15 protein-coding genes are annotated in these 20,553 nt (G+C 67.5%); 13 read left to right on the forward strand and 2 right to left on the reverse strand.

Annotation, left to right across the window (positions count from 1 at the left end):
- Positions 1 to 596 precede the first annotated feature (596 nt).
- The 5 genes from G4G00_RS07800 to G4G00_RS07820 all read left to right on the forward strand — a co-directional run bounded on the left by G4G00_RS07800 (position 597) and on the right by G4G00_RS07820 (position 6,492).
- Positions 597 to 1,772 carry a phosphoglycerate kinase gene (locus tag G4G00_RS07800; protein ID WP_108753997.1) on the forward strand — a complete coding sequence of 392 codons (1,176 nt, stop codon included), beginning with the start codon at positions 597 to 599 and terminating at the stop codon, positions 1,770 to 1,772.
- Positions 1,772 to 2,440 carry an HAD hydrolase-like protein gene (locus tag G4G00_RS07805; RefSeq protein WP_108753996.1) on the forward strand — a complete coding sequence of 223 codons (669 nt, stop codon included), beginning with the start codon at positions 1,772 to 1,774 and terminating at the stop codon, positions 2,438 to 2,440. Before G4G00_RS07800 ends, G4G00_RS07805 begins: the two co-directional genes overlap by 1 nt.
- Before the next feature lie 212 nt (positions 2,441 to 2,652).
- Entirely contained in the window at positions 2,653 to 4,119 is a 1,467-nt protein-coding gene (gene pyk / locus G4G00_RS07810; protein ID WP_108753995.1) for a pyruvate kinase, read from the forward strand.
- A 203-nt stretch (positions 4,120 to 4,322) separates the two neighbouring features.
- Positions 4,323 to 5,327 carry a class I fructose-bisphosphate aldolase gene (locus tag G4G00_RS07815; RefSeq protein ID WP_108753994.1) on the forward strand — a complete coding sequence of 335 codons (1,005 nt, stop codon included), beginning with the start codon at positions 4,323 to 4,325 and terminating at the stop codon, positions 5,325 to 5,327.
- 124 nt (positions 5,328 to 5,451) lie between these two features.
- Positions 5,452 to 6,492 (forward strand): ABC transporter substrate-binding protein, encoded by a 1,041-nt coding sequence (locus G4G00_RS07820; RefSeq protein ID WP_164272365.1) that lies wholly within the window; start codon positions 5,452 to 5,454, stop codon positions 6,490 to 6,492.
- Between the two features lie 6 nt (positions 6,493 to 6,498).
- Here G4G00_RS07820 and G4G00_RS07825 read toward each other — a convergent pair whose 3' ends face one another.
- Both G4G00_RS07825 and cysK read right to left on the reverse strand, forming a co-directional pair.
- Positions 6,499 to 7,095 (reverse strand): O-acetyl-ADP-ribose deacetylase, encoded by a 597-nt coding sequence (locus tag G4G00_RS07825; protein ID WP_108753992.1) that lies wholly within the window; start codon positions 7,093 to 7,095, stop codon positions 6,499 to 6,501.
- Between the two features lie 270 nt (positions 7,096 to 7,365).
- Entirely contained in the window at positions 7,366 to 8,325 is a 960-nt protein-coding gene (gene cysK, locus G4G00_RS07830; RefSeq protein WP_108753991.1) for a cysteine synthase A, read from the reverse strand.
- Between the two features lie 207 nt (positions 8,326 to 8,532).
- On the opposite strand from cysK, the gene G4G00_RS07835 reads away from it, so the two are divergent.
- The 8 genes from G4G00_RS07835 (at position 8,533) to G4G00_RS07870 (ending at position 20,473) form a co-directional block, all read left to right on the forward strand.
- Positions 8,533 to 9,516: a LysR family transcriptional regulator gene (locus G4G00_RS07835; protein ID WP_108751644.1), complete on the forward strand. Its 984-nt coding sequence runs from the start codon at positions 8,533 to 8,535 to the stop codon at positions 9,514 to 9,516.
- Positions 9,517 to 10,201: 685 nt separating this feature from the next.
- Entirely contained in the window at positions 10,202 to 10,639 is a 438-nt protein-coding gene (locus G4G00_RS07840) for a DUF2946 family protein (protein ID WP_164272368.1), read from the forward strand.
- Positions 10,640 to 10,710: 71 nt separating this feature from the next.
- On the forward strand, positions 10,711 to 12,777 hold the full coding sequence (locus G4G00_RS07845; protein WP_164272371.1) for a TonB-dependent copper receptor: 2,067 nt from the start codon (positions 10,711 to 10,713) through the stop codon (positions 12,775 to 12,777).
- A gap of 299 nt (positions 12,778 to 13,076) precedes the next feature.
- Positions 13,077 to 14,183: an efflux RND transporter periplasmic adaptor subunit gene (locus G4G00_RS07850; protein ID WP_164272374.1), complete on the forward strand. Its 1,107-nt coding sequence runs from the start codon at positions 13,077 to 13,079 to the stop codon at positions 14,181 to 14,183.
- Entirely contained in the window at positions 14,180 to 17,305 is a 3,126-nt protein-coding gene (locus G4G00_RS07855) for an efflux RND transporter permease subunit (RefSeq protein WP_164272377.1), read from the forward strand. Before G4G00_RS07850 ends, G4G00_RS07855 begins: the two co-directional genes overlap by 4 nt.
- On the forward strand, positions 17,298 to 17,894 hold the full coding sequence (locus tag G4G00_RS07860) for a GNAT family protein (RefSeq protein WP_164272380.1): 597 nt from the start codon (positions 17,298 to 17,300) through the stop codon (positions 17,892 to 17,894). Before G4G00_RS07855 ends, G4G00_RS07860 begins: the two co-directional genes overlap by 8 nt.
- A 227-nt stretch (positions 17,895 to 18,121) precedes the next feature.
- Complete coding sequence (locus tag G4G00_RS07865) at positions 18,122 to 19,630, forward strand: alanine/glycine:cation symporter family protein (protein WP_108753985.1); 1,509 nt, start codon at positions 18,122 to 18,124, stop codon at positions 19,628 to 19,630.
- Positions 19,631 to 20,473, forward strand: coding sequence for a TrmH family RNA methyltransferase (locus G4G00_RS07870; RefSeq protein WP_108753984.1), 843 nt, complete (start codon positions 19,631 to 19,633; stop codon positions 20,471 to 20,473). It abuts the gene before it with no gap.
- Positions 20,474 to 20,553: the final 80 nt, after the last annotated feature.

The following is a 20,553-nucleotide window of genomic DNA, read 5'->3' on the forward strand; positions in this document are numbered from 1 at the left end:
GCTTACACGGCGGCCCACGCCGGCTCTCGACACCTACGCTGCCAGATTTCCATCAGATAAGGCTTGGCCGCCGCATCCATGCGGCGGACACCCCCGCGGCCCCACCCCGCCCGGCCTCTGACAGTTTCCGGGGGCGGCCACCCACGGAAAGGAAAAAAGAAGAGCAACATCGGGTCGCGCGCTGCGCGCACTCGCTGCGGGGTCGGATCCGTTTTCCGCAGGAAAGCGGCTCTGACCCCTTCTTCCCAACCGACATCACAGACCGCTCTTGCTTCGGCCGTTGCCGTCCGCTCCGCCATGAACCTGTCGAGGCCGGGGCGGTGTGGGCTGGCAGGGGTTCCGCGGCATGGATGCCGCGGCCAAGCCCCCATGGAAGGGTTTACGGCGTCCCCTGCCAGCCCACACCACCCCGGCCCACCCACAGCACCAAGAAGCGCCATCGCTTCGGCTCTGGCTCTGGCTCTGGCTCTGGCTGTGGCTCTGGCAGTTGTAGTTGCCGTGCGCTTCTGCCTGCCGCAGGCATCGGCCCCCCACCAGCCGATACAATGCCCGTCTGCCGTACACCGGCATCCCGTCCCTGAGCCAAAGAGTTGCCCATGTCCATCGTCCGCATGACCGACCTCGACCTCTCCGGCAAGCGCGTGCTGATCCGCCAGGATCTGAACGTGCCGATCGAGAATGGCCGCATCACCTCCGAACAGCGCATCACCGCCTCGCTGCCGACGCTCAAGCGCGCGCTGGAACAGGGCGCCGCAGTGATGGTCACCTCGCACCTGGGCCGCCCGAAGGAAGGCGTCTGGAGCGAAGCCGATTCGCTGGCACCGGTTGCCGCGCGCCTGTCCGAGCTGCTGGGCCGTGAAGTGCCGCTGGTGCGCGACTGGGTGGACGGTGTGGACGTGCAGCCGGGCCAGCTGGTGCTGCTGGAAAACTGCCGCATGAACGTCGGCGAAGGCAAGGATGACGAAGCCCTGTCGAAGCAGTACGCCGCCCTGTGCGACGTGTTCGTGATGGATGCCTTCGGTACCGCGCACCGCGCGCAGGCTTCCACCCACGGCGTGATCCGCTTCGCCCCGGTGGCCGCCGGCGGCCCGCTGCTGATGGCCGAACTGGACGCGCTGGCCAAGGCGCTGGATGCCCCGGCCAAGCCGCTGCTGGCCATCGTGGCCGGCAGCAAGGTCAGCACCAAGCTGGAACTGCTGGCCAACCTGGTCAACAAGGTGGACCAGCTGATCGTGGGCGGCGGCATCGCCAACACCTTCATCGCCGCGGCCGGCTACAAGGTCGGCAAGTCGCTGTACGAACCGGACCTGCTGGATACCGCCAGGAAGATCGTGGCCGACGCGCAGGCCCGTGGCGCAGCCATTCCGCTGCCGGTGGACGTGGTCACTGCCAAGCAGTTCCTGCCCGACGCCGCGGCGGAAGTGAAGGCCGTCGATGCCGTGGCCGAAGACGATCTGATCCTGGACATCGGCCCGCAGACGGCCGCGCAGTACGCGCAGCTGATCGAACAGGCCGGCACCGTGGTCTGGAACGGCCCGGTAGGTGTGTTCGAGTTCGAAGCCTTCAGCAAGGGCACCGAAGCCCTGGCCCGCGCCATCGCCCGCTCCAACGCGTTCTCCATCGCCGGCGGGGGTGACACCCTGGCGGCGGTGGACAAGTTCGATATCGCCGGTGATGTCAGCTACATCTCGACCGGCGGCGGTGCGTTCCTGGAATTCCTGGAAGGCAAGACCCTGCCGGCGGTGGCCGCGCTGGCTGCGCGCGGCAACTGATGTCGGTCCAGCCGCAACAGATCGAGGAAGGGCGTGCCACGCTCTTCTTCGACATGGATGGCACGCTCATCGATTCGGAAGTGGGCATCACCACCTGTATTGCCTATGCGCTGCAGAAGATGGACCAGCCGGTTCCGCCGCAGGAAACCCTGCTGGGGTGGATCGGCCCATCGCTGCGCACCACCTTCACCCCGCTGTTCGGAGACGCGCAGCGGGTGGAGCAGGCGGTGGCGCTGTACCGCGAGCGCTTCGATGTGCAGGGCTGGCGTGAGCATACGGTCTATCCGGACATCGAAGACACCGTGCGTGCGCTGCATGCGCGGGGCCATCGCCTGGCCGTGGTGACCGCCAAGAACGAGGTACATGCCCGCCGTATCGCCGAACATCTGCCGTTTGGCCACCTGTTCGACGATGTGATCGGCTCTACCCCCGATGGCTCGCGCAGCAGCAAGCCGCAACTGGTGGGCGAGGCCCTGCAGCGGCTGCAGCTGGACCCGGCGCAGTGCTGGATGATCGGCGACCGCCGCATGGATATCGAAGGTGCGCGCTTCCATGGCGTGCGCAACGTGGGCGTGCTGTGGGGATTCGGCGGCGAAGCCGAGCTGACCGAGGCCGGCGCCGGACATCTGGCCCGCGAACCGGCGCAGCTGCTCACCCTGCTGGCCTGACCGAACCAGGGGTCGGACCCCTCTCCAAGGGAGAGGACTCTGACCCCGCTGGCCGGGCGAGTACAAGCGCGGGAACCGATTACATCCGTCGCCTGTCCGGAGCATGTCCGCTCCATGTCCCGAAGAGTCAGGCGCCACAAGGGTGTAACCGTATACATGGGGCGTGAAGGATGTGCTAATTTTCCCCCTTTCACGGGAGAGGCCCATTCACCATGTTCGAGCGTCAGCGTCGCACCAAGATCCTTGCCACCCTCGGTCCGGCGACCGACCCGCCGGGCGTGCTGGAGGATCTGTTCCGCGCCGGCGTGAACGTGGTGCGCCTCAACTTCAGCCACGGTGACCCGTCCGGCCAGGCCAAGCGCGCCGCCGACGTGCGTGCCGCTGCCGCCCGCGTGGGCGTGGAAGTGGGCATCCTGGCCGACCTGCCGGGCCCGAAGATCCGCATCGAGCGTTTCGCCGAAGGCAAAGTCTTCCTGAAGGCCGGTGACCGTTTCGACCTGATCGCCAATGAAAACGCCGGCCCCGGCGATGCCAGCCAGGTGGGCGTGAGCTACCTGGGCCTGCCGCAGGACGTGGGCCCCGGCGACGTGCTGCTGCTCGATGACGGCCTGATGCAGCTGCAGGTGGTGGAAGTGCAGGGCGAGCGCATCATCAACACCGTGCTCAACGACGGCGCCCTGTCCGACCGCAAGGGCCTGAACAAGCAGGGCGGCGGCCTGTCGCTGGGCGCGCTGACCGAGCGCGACAAGGAACTGATCGGCATCGTTGCCAAGATCGGCGTGGATTTCATCGCGGTCTCGTTCTGCCGCAACGCGCAGGACATGAACGACGCGCGTGACATCGCCCGTTCGCACGGCTGCGATGCTGCCCTGGTGTCGAAGATCGAGCGCACCGAAGCCATTGAGAACCTGGAAGAAATCGTCGAGGCCAGCGACGTGGTGATGGTGGCCCGTGGCGACCTGGGCGTGGAAATCGGCGATGCCGAACTGCCGGGCCTGCAGAAGAAGATCATCAAGGCCTCGCTGGCGCAGAACAAGGTGGTGATCACCGCCACGCAGATGCTGCAGTCGATGGTGGAAAGCCCCATTCCGACCCGCGCCGAAGTGCTGGACGTGGCCAACTCGGTCATCGACGGTACCGATGCGGTGATGCTGTCGGCCGAAACCGCCGCCGGTGCCTACCCGGTGAAGGCTGTGGAGGCCATGGCGCGCATCTGCCTGGGTGCCGAACGCCAGTTCCAGACCGAAACCGACTTCAATGCCTCGCCGCGCAACCTGGAACGTGCCGACCAGGCCATCGCCATGGCCACCATGTTCCTGTCCCAGCACGTGGGCGTGCGCGCCATCGTGGCGATGACCGAATCCGGTGGCACCGCCCGTTACCTGTCGCGTTTCCGCGCCAAGGCGCCGGTGTTCGCGGTCACCCGCCACGACGGCGCCCGCCGCCAGATGGCGCTGATGCGCGATGTCTACCCGATCAACTTCGACAGCCGCGGCCTGACCCCGCGCGAAGCCGCGCGTGGCAGCATCCGCCTGCTGGTGGAATCGGAACTGCTGCAGGCCGGTGATCGTGTCGTGTTCACCAGTGGCGAGCACATGGAAACCCTGGGTGCCACCAACACCCTGCGTCTGCTGGAAGTGGGCGAAGACGGCCGCGCCAGCGGTCTGGGCGACCTGTAAGCGCAGCCGCCGGGCCACGCCACACAGGGTCACGCCACACAGGGTCAGATCCCCGCAGGGGCTCTGACCCCGCTCTGCCCCGAGGTCGCAGGACAGAAATTGTCCTGCGCACATCTGGAATCGTTTCCATCCTGTCCTCCACGTCGGGGCAACGGGTGGCGGGGCTATAATTGCGTTTTTCCCGCACCCGCCACAGGAAATACATGAGCATCGAACAGCTGGCCGAAACCGCCCAGGCCATGGTCGCCCCGGGCAAGGGCATCATCGCGATCGACGAATCCACCGCTACCATCGCCAAGCGTTTCGCCGGCGTCGGTATCGAGAACACCGAGGAAAACCGTCGCGCCTACCGCGAGCTGCTGCTGACCACGCCGAAGCTCAACGAGCACATTTCCGGCGCCATCCTGTACGACGAAACCATCCGCCAGGCCACCAAGGACGGCGTGCCGTTCGCCAAGTACATGGCTGACCACGGCATGATTCCGGGCATCAAGGTGGACAAGGGTGCGCACCCGCTGGCCGGCTGCCCGGGCGAGCTTGTCACCGAAGGCCTGGACGGCCTGCGCGAGCGCCTGCAGGAGTACTACAAGCTGGGTGCCCGCTTCGCCAAGTGGCGCGCGGTCATCAACATCGGCGACAACACCCCGTCGGGCACCTGCATCGAATCCAACGCCCACGCGCTGGCCCGTTACGCCGCCCTGTGCCAGGAATGCGGCCTGGTGCCGATGGTCGAGCCGGAAGTGATCATGGACGGCGACCATGACATCGAAACCTGCTACGAAGTGACCGAAGCCACCCTGCGTTCGCTGTTCGATGCGCTGTACCAGCAGAACGTGCTGCTGGAAGGCACCATCCTGAAGGCCTCGATGGTCATCTCGGGCAAGGGCTGCGATGAGCAGGCCGACGTGGAAGAAGTGGCCGAATCGACCGTGATGTGCCTGAAGAGCACCGTGCCGGCCATCCTGCCGGGCGTGGTGTTCCTGTCCGGTGGCCAGAGCGACGAGCAGTCCACCGAGCACCTGAACGCGATGAACCAGCTGGGCAACCTGCCGTGGCCGCTCAGCTTCTCCTACGGCCGTGCCATGCAGCAGGCCGCGCTGAAGCTTTGGGCCAAGGACATGAAGGGCAACTACGCCGCTGCACAGAAGACCGTGTACGAGCGCGCCAAGGACAACGGCCTGGCCGCCCTGGGCAAGTGGAACGGCTGAGCCGCACCACCGCCTGAGCAGTAATGGACGCCGGCCCTGTGCCGGCGTCTTCATTTGCGGGTATCGTTGCGCTGCAGCGGGTGCCGTGTCGGCGCCCGGTTTCCAGGGAAAGGAGCAGCAGCACATGCGCAAGGCCGCCATCGTGATCGCCATTGCCACCGTCGTGGCCGTGGCCGGTTGCAACCGTCTTCCCGGCAGCAGTGTGGAGGCCGGCAAGGCCCCGCCGCTGGCGCTGGACAAGCCGCTGTCCGGTGAAATCACCGCACGCAGCGCACTCAACTACAACGATGGCAGCCATTACCAGGTCTACGCGCTGGCCCTGCAGGACAAGCAGCGGGTGGGCATCAAGCTGACCGGCACGCTGAACGGCTCCATCAGCGTGTTCGACAACGGCACCCTGGTGGCCAGCAGCCGCAGTGGCTATGAAAGTGGCGACGAAGTCTCGGTGGCGTTCCGCGCCGACGGCAGCGGCACCTACCAGGTGGCGGTGAACGCCGAAGGTCCCGATGCGTTCGGGCCGTTCCGGCTGCGCGCCGAAACCCTGCAGCCCTATGACGGCACGCCGATCGTCGGCGCCGGCCGCATCAACGACCTGCTGCTGGACGAAACACAGGACTACACGCTGAAGGTGGACAGCCCCGGCCTGTACGAGATCCAGCTGCGTTCGGACGCCTTCGATACCCTGTTGTCGCTGAAGGGCAATGGCCAGGAAAGCGAAAACGATGACGGCGGCGAAGGCACCGATTCGCGCATCACCCTGCCGCTGCAGCCCGGCGAGTACACGCTTACCGTGCGCGGGCTGGGCGACGGCGACCAGGGCACCTTCAGCCTGGAGGCCACGCGCAGCGCCATGCCGGACAACCTGGTCGATACCGATGGCACCACGCTGCCTCGCAACGGCAGCGTCTACACGCTGCTGGAAGGCGAAGGCCGCCGACGTTTCCTGCTGACCCTGGACGAACCGGCCGAGGTGCAGCTGGATGCGATGTCCAGCCAGGTCGACACCGTGCTGCGCCTGGTCGGTGGTGAGATCGAGCGCAGCGATGACGACGGTGGCAACGGAACCGACGCGCACCTTCAGGAAACCCTGCCGGCCGGCCACTACACGGTGGACGTGAGCAACCTGAGCGAAACCAGCGGCCTGGTGGAAATCAAGGTGCGCTGATCGCGCTCAGTGCGCGGCCGCGAAGCCGGCATCACCCACCGGCGGCAGCGGCAGGATGCGCTCGGCCTCTACCGCCTGGCCGGCGGCGGCCAGCGCCTGCTGGTAGGCCTTGGCGGTGGCGGTGTTGAAGGCCACCAGCACGATGCGCATCGGCTGTGCGTGGCTGCGCTGCCATGCCAGCGTTTCAGTCACGGCCACCTGCGCGGCCTGGTACAGCGGATAGCCGTACACGCCGCAGCTGATGGCGGGAAACGCAATGGACTGCACGCCCAGCGATTCGGCCATCTGCAGCGATTTCCAGTAGCAGTTGGCCAGCAGCGCCGGTTCGTCGCGCTGGCCGTCGTGCCAGACCGGGCCCACGGTGTGCAGCACATGCTTGGCCGGCAGCGCATGGCCGGCGGTGGCGCGCACTTCGCCGGTGGGGCAGCGCACGCCGGGCCGCAGCTGCGGCAGCTGTTCGCATTCCTGCAGCAGGCCCGGGCCTGCCGCGCGGTGGATCGCACCATCCACGCCGCCGCCGCCCAGCAGCGATTCATTGGCCGCGTTGACGATCGCATCCACCGCCAGGGTCGTGATGTCGCCCTGCCACACTTCGATCTTCATGCGTCCGTCTCCTGCCTGTCGGTTGTTCCGCGCATCCTCCGCGCTGGCTGTACCCACGGTAGGGCACAGGGCATGGATGCTGCGTCATGACCGTCTCACAACCTGCGATCCGGTCTTCACGCACGATGGCGGCAATTACCTTCACGCAGGCTGAAGCAGAAAGGGGTCAGATCCTTTTCCGCATGGAAAAGGCTCTGACCCCCATCATTGCGCCACGCCGGTGGGGTCAGAGCCCTTTCCCTGCGGGAAAGAGATCCGACCCCGCACCGCTTACGGCAGGCCGGCCAGCCAGTCGTCGTCGGAGCCTTCGTTCACATCGGCAAACAGCGGCGTGGAGAAGTAGCGTTCACCGGTATCGGGCAGCATCGCCAGGATGACCGAGCCCGCCTCGGCACGGCTGGCCACATCCAGCGCGCTGGCCACGGTGGCACCGGCCGAGATGCCCACGAACAGACCTTCCTCGGCGGCCAGACGGCGCGCGGTGGCGATGGCGCGTTCGTCTTCCACGGTCAGCAGTTCATCCACCACATCGCGGTTCAGTACATCGGGCACGAAATCCGGCGTCCAGCCCTGAATCTTGTGCGGCCTCCAGTCATCGCCCTTCAGCAACGCGGCGCCGGCCGGTTCGGTGGCCACGATGCGCGTCTGCGGGCGTGCCACCTTCAGCACTTCGCCCACACCGGTAAGCGTGCCGCCGGTGCCCCAGCCGCTCACGAAGTAATCCAGGCGCTTGCCAGCGAAGTCGCGCAGGATTTCCGCGGCGGTGGTGTTGCGGTGGTAGGCCGGGTTGGCCGGGTTGGCGAACTGGCTGGCCAGGAACCAGCCATGCTGTTCGGCCAGCTCGCGCGCCTTGCGCACCATGCCGCTGCCGCGTTCGGCGGCCGGGGTCAGGATCACCTTGGCACCGTAGGCGCGCATCAGCTTGCGGCGTTCGATGGAGAAGGTTTCCACCATGGTGGCCACGAACTTGTAGCCGCGGGCGGCAGCGACCATGGCCAGTGCCACGCCAGTATTGCCCGAGGTGGCCTCCACGATGGTGTCGCCGGGCTTGAGCAGGCCGCGCGCTTCGGCGTCCAGGATGATGGCCAGCGCCAGGCGGTCCTTCACCGAACCGCCCGGATTGAACGATTCGACCTTGGCGTACAGGGTCACGCCCTGCGGCGCCAGGCGCTGCAGCTTGACGATGGGGGTATTGCCGATGGTGTCCAGGATGGAGTCGTACAGGGCCATGGAAGCGCTCCAGAAGCAGGCCGCGCCGGGCTGCGGCGGGCGGAAGAGGGGAGGGCTGGCCGTCCAGGCCAGCGGCTGCCGGCTGACCGTAGCGCCGGCATATGACACCCGGAAATGACCAGATACCTTTCTTAAACAACCTTTGGTTATAAGCTGGTGACGGGAATTGACCCTAGAGTGGACCTCCGCCCCCGCCGCCTACCCGCCATGACGCTCACCCAGCTGCGCTACCTGGTCGCCATCGCCGATGCCGAGCTGAACATCACGCTCGCCGCCTCGCGCGTGCACGCCACCCAGCCCGGCCTGTCCAAACAGCTGAAGCAGCTGGAGGACGAGCTGGGTTTCCTGTTGTTCGTGCGCAAGGGGCGCAGCCTGGAATCGGTCACCCCGGCCGGGACCGAGGTCATCACCCGCGCCCGCGCGGTGCTGGCCGAGGCCAACAACATCCGCACCTATGCCGCCAACCAGCGGCGCGAAAGCCAGGGCCAGCTGATCCTGACCACCACCCACACCCAGGCGCGCTTCGTGCTGCCGCCGGCGGTGGCGGCGATCAAGCAGGCGTACCCGCAGGTAAGCGTGCATCTGCAGCAGGCCGGCGAAGCGGACGCGCTGGACCGGCTCAACCAGGGCGATGCCGATATCGCCATCATCAGTACCGCCGGCAGCGAACCGACCGACGGCATTGCCGTGCCGTTGTTCCGCTGGCGCCGGTTGGTGGTGGTGCCCAAGGGCCACCCGCTGGACCGCGCCGGCCGCGCGCCGGACCTGGCCGCGTTGGCGCGCCAGCCGTTGATCAGCTACGAATCCTCCACGCGTCCGAATTCGTCGCTGCAGCGTGCGTTCGCCGCCCAGGGGCTGGTGCCCGATCTGGCACTGACGGCGCTGGATGCGGACCTGATCAAGACCTATGTGCGCACGGGTCTGGGCGTGGGGTTGCTGGCGGAGATGGCGGTCAGTGCCTACGACGAAGATCTGAAATCGTGGCCGGCGCCGGAGCCGATCACCGAGTGCATTGCGTGGGCGGTGCTGCCGCGTGATCGTGTGCTGCGCGATTACGCGTTGGAACTGGTGCACGTGCTGGCCCCTCAGATCGATCCGCGCGACCTGCGCCGCGTGCTGGACGGCAACCAGGCCGCCGCATGGCCGCAGCCCCCCACCTGGGAATCGCTGACCCAGACCATCACGGTCTAAGGGTTGGGGCATTGCAGGGCTGCGCCCTGCACCCGCTCAACGTCAACTTCAACGTCAACTTCAACGTCAAAAGCGGCATTCCGTGGGATGGCGGGGCGGTGTGGGTGGGCAGGACACGCCGTAAACCCGTCCATGGGGGCTCGTAGGCGCCATCCATGGCGCCTGCGGTCCTGCCCACCCACACCGCCCCGCCTCTGACAGGTTCCTGCGATCTGCCGGAACCGCATTTTGCTCTGGTAGGTGTCGACCTTGGTCGACACATCTGTCAGATACCGAATGGATTCATCCGTGTCGACCAAGGTCGACACCTACCGGGGCAGAGCGCCGTGCCCTTCCGCCAGATCGCGGCCAACTGTCGAAGGCGGGGTGGGTCCGGTTGCGGGGGTGTCCGCGGCATGGGCCCGAGGCATGCCTCGGGCGGGTTGGGCAGGACGCCCAACCCCAGTCTTGCCGTGTGTGCAGGAAAGCGCACACGAGCAAGCCGCGGCCAAGCCTGCAAGGACGTACTTGCGGCGTCCCCCGCAACCGGACCCACCCCGCCATCCCACGGAATGCCCGCTCTTGACGTTGACGTTGCCGTTGCCGTTGCATCAAGCAGGTGCAGGGCGCAGCCCTGCCAAAAACCCCCAGCACCTGCGACGGTTCGTCGCACGGCCAACCCTGGACCGGGCTCTACACTAGCGCGGTGAACCGCTTGTCGCGCCCGCAACGCCTCCTGCTGCAGCTTGCCTTCGTGGCAACGCTGCTGATGGTGCTTGCGCCGCTGGTCAGCCGCGCGCTGCAGGCGCCCGAGCATCATGCGCCTGCGCATGCGCAGATGGATCAGATGTCGCCGGCCATGCATGCCCATATGCATCACGGCAGCCTGGCTGAAGAACACGGCGCGCTGCATGCGCAACCGGATTCAACCCCGCCGGCCGATCCGCATGCCATGCACGGCGAGGCCTGCGAGTACTGCGTGCTGGCCCTGCGCCTGCTGCCGTGGCTGGCCGTGGCGCTGCTGCTGGTGCCACTGCTGTGGCGGCCGCGCGTGCTGTTCGCCCCGCTGCTGCCCCTGCTGCCACCCCAACACTGGCCCGCGCATGCCGCGCGTGGTCCACCGCTGCGCTCCATCGTCCGCTGAGTTCCCATTCAATCCGCCGCACGACGCCTGACCGGGCGCCGTGCGCGCGTGCGTACCTTGGAGTTGTCTGCATGAAAAACCTGTCCCGCCCCGCGGGCGCATCCGCGCGCCTGCCGGTTGCCCTTGGCCTCGCGGTGGCCGCTTCGCTGGCCCATGCCGCGCCGGCTGACGAAGCGCGCACCCTCGATACCCTGGTGGTGACCGCCGCCGCACCCTCTTCGCCACTGCACTGGGTGACCGATCCGCGGCTGCCGCGGCAGCCGGTGCCGGCCAGTGATGGTGCCGATTACCTGAAGACCGTTCCTGGTTTCTCCGCCATCCGCAACGGCGGCACCAATGGCGACCCGGTGCTGCGCGGCATGTTCGGTTCGCGCCTGAACATCCTCAGCAACGATGGCAACCTGATCGGCGCATGCCCCTCGCGCATGGACAATCCGCTGTCCTACATCGCGCCGGAAAGCTTCGACCGGCTGACCATCATCAAGGGCCCGCAGAGCGTGCGCTGGGGCGCGGGTGCCTCGGCCGGCACCATCCGTTTCGAACGTGATACGCCGCGCTTCGAGGCGCCGGGCCTGCGCGCCGATGCCAGTGCGCTGGTCGGCTCGCGCAATCGCAACGACCAGGTGCTGGACCTGACACTGGGCAATCCCAGCGGCTACGTGCGCGCCAGCGGAAACCGTTCCGAAGCCGACGACTACAAGGACGGTCACGGCGATGTCGTGCCCTCGAAATGGCGCAAGTGGAACGGCGATGTGGCGCTGGGCTGGACGCCCGATGCCGATACGCTGCTGGAAGTGTCCGTCGGCGCCGGCGATGCCATCGCGCGCTATGCCGGCCGCGGCATGGACGGTGCCGCCTTCGAACGCACCACCTTCGGCGCGCGCTTCGAGAAGCGCAACCTACCCGGTGCGTGGGACACGTTGCAGGCCAACGTGTACTACAACGAAGCCGACCACGTGATGGACAACTACACACTGCGCACGCCCAACCCGCACAGCAGCATGCCCATGCCGATGGCCTCCAATGTCGACCGGCGTACCCAGGGCGGGCGCATCAGTTCCGAATGGCGCTGGCAGGACGTGCAGCTGGTGGCCGGCGTGGATGCCGAAGACAGCCGCCACCGGGGTCGCGTGGGCATGGGCCGCAACACCTACCAGAACGCGGCCTGGAGCCGTGACGCCGACTTCGAGCGGCAGGGCGTGTTCACCGAACTGACCCTGGGCGCCGACACCGCGCAGCGCTGGATCAGCGGCCTGCGCATCGACCGTGCGCGCGTGCGCGATACGCGCGCGCAGATCAGCGGCATGATGATGGACATGCCCAACCCCACGGCCGGGCAGCAACGCCGGCAGTGGCTGGGCAGCGGCTTCCTGCGCTACGAACAGGACCTGGCCCAGGGCCTGACCGCCTACGCGGGCCTCGGCCACAGCGAGCGCATGCCGGACTACTGGGAGCTGTTCTCGCCCGATGCCGGGCCGGCCGGCAGCGTGAATGCCTTCGCTGGCATCCAGCCCGAACGCACCACCCAGCTCGACGTGGGCCTGCAGTTCAACGGGCCGCGCGTGCAGGCCTGGGTGTCGGCCTACGCCGGGCAGATCCAGGACTACATCCTGTTCACCTACCGCAGTGGCGGCATGATGGGCAGCAGCAGCCAGGCCGACAACGTCGATGCGCGCATCGCCGGTGCCGAAGCCGGGCTGAAACTGCAGTTGGACGAGCAGTGGTCGTTGGGCAGTACCCTGGCGTATGCCTGGGGCGAAAATCGCGATGCACACCGCCCGTTGCCGCAGATGCCGCCGCTGGAAGCGCGCCTGAGCGCCGATTGGCAGGGCCAGCGCTGGAGTGCCGGCGCCCTGCTGCGTGCGGTCACCGCCCAGCATCGGGTGGCCGCAGGGCAGGGCAATGTGGTGGCGCAGGATCTGGGCCCCAGCGCGGGCTTTGCCACCTTCGCGCTCAATGCCGCTTATCGCTTCAGCGCGCAACTGCAGCTCAGTGCTGGCGTAGACAATCTGTTTGATCGCGCCTACAGCGAACACCTGAACCTGGCCGGCAGCGCCGACTTCGGCTTCCCGGCCGATCCGGTACGCATCAACGAGCCCGGGCGCAGCCTGTGGATGAAGGTGAACTACCGGTATTGATCCGCCGGGCAGGGCCCGGCGCTACCCAAGCACCGGGCAAAAAAACGGGGTCGGACCCCGCCAGGGCCGACCCCCGCCTGGCGCCCTCAGCCAGGCAGGTTTGACTGTACGATGGCACCGGCACGTGCGGGCGGGCTGGATACATCCCGACATACACCGACACCGCCGCGGCAACCCTTGCATGGAACGGGTTCCCGGCGCTATCGCGCGGCAGGTTTCACGCCGGTAAACGCTTGGCACATACCGATTTCATGGGGCGGTGCCTACACTCGGCGGCCGTGGATCAATCAGGACTGTGCATGTTGGCTCGTATCGCTTCCCCCCTGGCCCTTGGCCTCGGCCTGGCCCTTCTGGCCGGCTGTGCAGGCAAGCCGGAGGCTGCCGCACGCCGGCAGGGTGAAGCCGTACCGGTCACCGCGCAGGTGGTGCAGCCCACGCAGTGGAACGACACGCTGCAGGCGCTGGGCACGGCCAAGGCGCGCGAATCGATCAGTGTGACCGCCAAGGTCAGCGAGATCGTGGATCGCGTGCATTTCGAAAGCGGCCAGCAGGTGGCCGCCGGTGCGCCCATTGTCACCCTGCGCGGCCAGGCCCAGCAGGCTGCGCTCAGCCAGGCCCAAGCCACGTTTGCCGAAGCCGACCAGCTGTACAAGCGCCAGCGCGAACTGGCCACCCAGCGCCTGGTGTCCAGTGCCACGCTGGACACGCAGAAAGCGATCCGCGACGCGGCCGAAGCGCGCGTGGCGGAAATGCAGTCGGAAATCGGTGATCGCCGCGTGCGCGCACCGTTCGCCGGCGTGCTCGGCATCCGCCAGGTCAGCCCTGGCTCGCTGGTCACGCCCACCACCGTCATCGCCACGCTGGATGACATCGAGCGCATGCACGTCGATTTCCAGGTGCCGGAAGTGGAGCTGGCCGCGCTGTCCACGGGTGACAAGGTCAGCGCCACCAGCGTGGCTTGGCCCGGCCGCGCCTTCGAAGGCGAGGTGAGCACCATCGATGCGCGCATCGATCCGGCCACCCGTGCGGTGACCGTGCGCGCCGGTTTTGCCAATGCCGACCACGCGCTGCGTCCCGGCATGCTGCTGGATGTGCGCCTGTTCCGCCCCGAGCGCCCGGCACTGGTGGTGCCGGAAATCGCGGTGGTGCAGGTCGGGCGCGATTCGTATGTGTACCGCCTGAAGAGCGACGACACGGTGGAACGTGCCGACGTGGTGATCGGTGCGCGCCGCTCGGGCGTGGTGGAAATCCGCCAGGGCCTGCAGGCCGGGCAGCGCATCGTGGTCGATGGCACCGGCAAGCTGCGCCCGGGTCTGAAGGTGGCGGCATCCAACGCGGCCGCCGCCAACGATGCGCAGGCGCCGTCTGAAACCACCCCGGCCGCCGCCGAGGGCCAGGGCGGATGAAGCTTTCGGACATCTCCATCCAGCGGCCGGTGTTTGCCGTGGTGATGAGCCTGCTGCTGCTGGTGCTGGGCATCATGTCGTTCACTCGCCTGACCCTGCGGGAACTGCCGGCCATCGATCCGCCCATCGTCTCGGTGTCGGTGGATTACACCGGCGCGTCGGCGGCGGTCATCGAAAGCCGCATCACCCAGGTGCTGGAAGACGCGCTGGCCGGTATCGAAGGTATCGACACCATCAACGCGCGCAGCACCAACGGGCGCTCACAGGTCAGCATCGAATTCACCTCCAACCGTGATATCGAAGCGGCCGCCAACGACGTGCGCGACGCCGTCAGCCGCGTGGCCGACCGCATGCCCGAAGAGGCGCGCCCGCCGGAAATCGCCAAGGTGGAAAGCGATGCCGACCCGATCATCTGGTTCAACATGTCCTCCACCACCATGGACACGCTGGAACTGAGTGATTACGCCGACCGCTACGTGGTTGATCGCTTTTCCAGCCTGGACGGCGTGGCCCAGGTGCGTATTGGTGGCCGCCAGCGCTATGCCATGCGCATCTGGCTGGACCGCGACCAGTTGGCCGCGCGCGGGCTGACCACGGGCGATGTGGAAACTGCCCTGCGCAACGAGAACGTGGAACTGCCCGCCGGCCGCATCGAATCGGCCGACCGCGATTTCACCCTGCGCGTGGAGCGCAACTACGTCAAACCCGAAGACTTCGCCACCATCCCGCTCGGCAAGGGCGCCGACGGCTACGTGGTGCGCATGGGCGACGTGGCCAAGATCGAACTGGCCTCGGCCGAACGCCGCGCCTATTTCCGCAGCAACGGCGAACCGGGCGTGGGCCTGGGCATCGTCAAAACCTCCACTGCCAACTCGCTGGACGTGGCCCGCGCCGCGCGCGCTGAAGCAGAAAAGGTCGCCGCCACGCTGCCTGAAGGCACGCAGATCGTGGTCACCTTCGACAACACCACCTTCATCGAAGCGGCGGTGGACCGCGTCTACGCCACGCTGGTGGAAGCGATGCTGCTGGTGCTGGCGGTCATCTGGCTGTTCCTGGGCAGCTTCCGTGCCGCATTGATTCCGGCGGTGACGGTGCCGGTGTGTCTGGTCGCAGCGTTCATTGCGCTGTACGCCTTCGATTTCTCCATCAACCTGCTCACTCTGCTGGCGCTGGTGCTGTGTATCGGTCTGGTGGTGGACGATGCGATCGTGGTGGTGGAAAACGTGCAGCGCCGCATCGACCTGGGCGAACCACCGCTGGTGGCGTCCAAGCGCGGCACCACCCAGGTCGCCTTCGCGGTCATCGCCACCACCGCTGTGCTGGTGGCCGTGTTCCTGCCGGTGGGCTTCCTGGAAGGCAATACCGGGCGCCTGTTCCGCGAACTGGCGGTGGCGCTGGCCGCGGCGGTGGCGCTGTCGGCGTTCGTGGCCCTCACGCTTACCCCGATGATGGCTTCCAAGCTGCTGAAGCCGCATACCGGGCAGGCACCGCGCGGCCTGCATGGCTTCATCAACCGCAACCTGGACCGCCTGGCCGCCGGCTACGGCCGCGTGCTGGATCATCACGTGGACCGCACCTGGATCTACCTGGTGGTGATGGCCGCTGCGCTGCTGGCCACCTGGGGGCTGATGAAGATCCTGCCCTCGGAACTGGCGCCGGCCGAAGACCGCGGTTCGTTCCAGATCATGATCGACGGCCCCGAAGGCGCCGGCTACGACTACACCGTGCAGCAGGTGCAGCAGGTGGAAGCGCTGCTGGCCCCGCACGTGGGCGCCGACAAGACCATCGCCCGTGCCAACCCGCGCGTGCCCGGCGGCTTCGGTGCCAGCGAGGAAATGCACACCGGCCGCGTAAGCGTGTTCCTGCAGCCGTGGCGCCAGCGCAGCGAAAACACCGTGGACGTGGCCAACGAACTGCAGAAGGAACTGGACACCCTGCGTGGCGTGCGCGTGCGTACCCAGGTCGGTGGCGGCCTGGTGCGCAGTGGCGGGCAGCCGTTCCAGATCGTGCTGGGCGGGCCGGAATACGCGGAAATCGCCCAGTGGCGCGACCGCATCCTGCTGCGCATGGCCGACAACCCCGGTCTGGTCGGCCCCGATTCGGACTACAAGGAAACCCGCCCGCAGATGCGGGTGAACATCGACCGCCAGCGTGCGGCCGACCTGGGTGTGCCGGTCACCGCCATTGGTTCGGCGCTGGAAACCATGATGGGCTCGCGCCGCGTCACCACCTTCGTTGACAACGGCGAAGAGTACGACGTGCTGGTGCAGGCCGGCCGCGAGGGCCGCGCCAGCCCGGCCGACCTGGCCGCGATCCGCGTGCGCGCCAACTCCGGCGAACTGGTGCCGCTGTCCAACCTGGTCACGCTGAGCGAAGTGGCCGAAGCGGGCACGCTGAACCGCTTCAACCGCCTGCGCTCGATCACCATCAGCGCCGGCCTGGCGCCGGGCTACCCGCTGGGTGAAGCCATCGCCTGGGCGCAGCAGGTCAGCCGCGAAGAACTGCCGCAGTACGCGCAGATCAACTGGAAGGGCGAATCGCGCGAATACCAGAGCGCCGGCGGCGCGGTGCTGCTCACCTTCGCCATGGCCCTGCTGGTGGTGTACCTGGTGCTGGCCGCGCAGTTTGAAAGCTTCATCCATCCGCTCACCATCATGCTGACCGTGCCACTGGGCGTGCTCGGCGCGCTCGTCGGCCTGTGGGTGAGCGGCGGCACGGTGAACCTGTTCAGTCAGATCGGCATCGTCATGCTGGTCGGCCTGGCCGCGAAGAACGGCATCCTGATCGTGGAATTCGCCAACCAGCTGCGCGATGACGGGCGCACCGTGCGGCAGGCCATCATCGAATCGGCCATGGTGCGCCTGCGCCCGATCCTGATGACCTCGATCGCCACCGTGGTCGGTGCCATTCCGCTGGTGGTGGCCGGTGGCCCCGGCTCGGCCAGCCGTGGCACCATCGGCATCGTGATCATCTTCGGCGTCACCCTGTCCACCTTCCTGTCGCTGTTCGTGGTACCGGCGTTCTACGCGCGCCTGGCCCCGTACACCCGTTCGCCCGAAGCGGTGAAGCGCGAACTGGAAAAGCAGGAAGCCGAATCGCCCTCGGTCGGCGGCCATGCCTGACCGGCACGCCGACGGGGTGCCGGACGGGGTCGGATCCCTTTCCCAACGGGAAAGGGCTCTGACCCCACACCTCGAAGGCCCGGGCTTCCGACTGCGCCCCTGGCACCACAACGACCTGGACTCGCTCCTACAGCACGCCAACGACCCCGAGGTATCGCGCGGCCTGCGCGACCGCTTCCCGTACCCGTACACCCGCGACGACGGCCTGGCCTTCCTGGCCGGGCGCGTGCTGGCGGCCAGCACGCTGAACCTGGCCATTGAAATCGACGGCCAGGCCTGTGGCAGCGTGGGCGCCCAGCCGGGCAGCGCAGAACGCGGGCACAGCGCCGAGTTGGGTTATTGGTTGGGCAGGGCGCATTGGGGGCAGGGCGTGATGACCCGCGTGGTGGCCCTGTTCGCGCCCTGGGTGATGGACGAGCTGCGCCTGTTCAGACTGCAGGCCGAAGTCCTGGATTTCAACGAAGGCTCGGCCCGCGTGCTGCTGGCCAACGGTTTCAGCGAAGAGGGCACGGCCCGCTGCGCGGTCTACAAGCGCGGCCAACTGCACGACCTGCGCCGTTTCGCCCGGGTGCGCAGCCAGCTGCCCTGAACGGCCAGGGGGCACCGTCTGGTGGGTGCGAACCTTGGTTCGCACCGCTCTAGCCGCTGCGCTCGCCGCGCACGGCCCGGCGCTACCGATTCCGCCGCGGGTAGCGCCGGGCCATGCCCGGCGGATTGCTTCTGCCGCTATCGCCCCGGTCCGCGATCAGGGAGAATCGGTGCCGTCCCTTCCAGCCGACGGGACGTCCCCCAACCCGCCGACTGGAGAGAGCGCGCGTGGAAGCAACCGTACATTTCATCAACAGCATCATCTGGAGCAAGGCACTGATCGTGGTGTGCCTGGGCGCCGGCCTGTTCTTCAGCCTGCGCACGCGCTTCATGCAGCTGCGCGGCTTCTTCGAGATGTGCCGCCTGACCGTGAAGGGTGAGAAATCCGACGCCGGCGTGTCGTCCTTCCAGGCCCTGGCCATGTCCATGGCCGGCCGCATGGGCATCGGCAACATCGCCGGCGTGGCCACCGCCATCGCCTTCGGCGGCCCCGGTGCGATCTTCTGGATGTGGGTGATGGGCTTCCTCGGCGCGTCCACCTCGTACGTGGAATGCACCCTGGCGCAGATCTACAAGACCAAGGACGCCGAAGGCCGCTACCGCGGTGGCCCGGCCTACTACATCGAAAAGGCGATGGGCCTGAAGTGGTACGCCCTGGCCTTCGCCGGTGCCACGATCATCGCGGCCGGCTTCCTGATGCCGGGGGTGCAGGCCAATGCCATCGCTGACAGCGTCATCAACGCCTGCCGCGGCACCGCGCTGTGCGGTCCGCTGGATGGCCAGGCCTTCGGCATGGACCAGGTGCAGGCGCTGAAGCTGGGCATCGGCATCGTGGTGGCCCTGCTGCTGGGCGTGGTCATCTTCGGTGGCGTCAAGCGCATCGCCAACTTCGCCGAAGTGGTGGTGCCGTTCATGGCCGCCGGCTTCATCCTGATGGCCATCGTCATCATGATCATCAACGCCGACCGCGTGCCGGAAATGTTCGGCATCATCTTCGACAGCGCCTTCGGTACTCATGCGGCGTTCGGCGCCATGATGGGCCTGGCCATCGAGTGGGGCATCAAGCGCGGCATCTACGCCAACGAAGCCGGCCAGGGTTCGGGCCCGCACGCCGCGGCGGCCTCGGAAGTCTCGCACCCGGCCAAGCAGGGCTACGTGCAGGCCTTCGCCATCTACTTCGACACCATGATGGTGTGCACCGCCACCGCCTTCCTGATCCTGGCCAGCGGCACCTACAACGTCTATTCGCCGGTGGAAGGCGCCGCGCCGATCTTCCAGGGCCTGGCCGGCATTCCCGAAGGCGCCGGCTATGCGCAGGCGGGCGTGGAAGCGGTGCTGCCGGGCTGGGGTTCGGCCTTCGTGTCCATCGCCATCTTCTTCTTCGCCTTCACCACCATCATGGCGTACTACTACATGGCCGAGACCAACCTCAGCTATGTGAACCACAACAAGAAGCGCCCGCTCACCGTGCTGGTGCTGCGCCTGGGCATCCTGGCCATGGTCGTGTTCGGTGCCTTCCACAACGCCACCCTGGCCTGGGCGCTGGGTGACATCGGCGTGGGCCTGATGGCCTGGCTGAACATCATCGCCATCCTCATCATCCAGAAGCCGGCCATGCTGGCCCTGCGTGACTACGAACGACAGAAGAAGCTGGGCCTGGATCCGGTGTTCGACCCCGATGCACTGGGGATCAAGAACGCCGATTTCTGGCGCCAGCGCAAGCAGGAGACCGTGTAAGTGAACAACCCCTGGAACAACCGCCGCCCGTCCGCCCGTCCGCCGCGTGCCACTCCGTTGCCGCGCCCGGAAGGGCAGGGCAGCGGCGGTGGTGCAGGCGCCGGTGGGCGTGGTAATGACGAACTGCGCCTGTACGGCCTGAATGCCGTGCTGGCCGCGTTCGAAGCCCGCCCGCAGGCACTGCGCAAGCTGTACCTGCTGGAGGCGCGTATTCCGCGCCTGCAGCCGCTGTTGAAGTGGTGCGTGGCCAACCGCGTGGGCTACCGCGTGGTGGAAGACGGCGATCTGAACAAGCTGGCCGGCACCACCCACCACGAAGGCGTGGTCGCCGACGTGCTGCGCGCACCCGCGCTGGAATTGGCGCAGTGGCTGCAGCAGGTGGGTGATGGCCCGGCGCTGGCGCTGTGGCTGGATGGCGTGGGCAACCCGCACAACCTGGGCGCGATCCTGCGTTCGGCCGCGCACTTCGGGGTGAAGGCGCTGCTGCTGCCGGCCGGCAGCACGCTGGCCCTGTCCGGCGCCGCCGCGCGCGTGGCCGAAGGCGGTGCCGAAGCCGTGCCGCTGGTGCAGTTGCCCGACGATGCGCAGGCCATGGCGCAGCTGCGTGCGGCCGGTTTCGGCCTGGCCGCCACCCTGGTGGACGGCGGCGAAGACGTGTTCCGTGCGAGCCTGCCGTCGCGCCTGGTGTACGTGATGGGCGCCGAAGGCGAGGGCATGGACCGCGAACTGGCCGGTCTGTGCGACCAGCAGGTGTCGATTCCGGGCAGCGGCGCGGTGGAAAGCCTGAATGTCGCATCCGCCACGGCAGTGCTGCTGGCGCAGTGGGCCAGCCGTCGCGGTTGACCGCTGATGGGGTCGGGGCCCGCGCCTGCGACGCGGGATCCGACCCCGCGCATCCGGGTCGGATCCCTTGCCACAGGCAA

The sequence above is a fragment of the Stenotrophomonas sp. B1-1 genome, from assembly GCF_010894375.1.
GTDB lineage: Bacteria > Pseudomonadota > Gammaproteobacteria > Xanthomonadales > Xanthomonadaceae > Stenotrophomonas.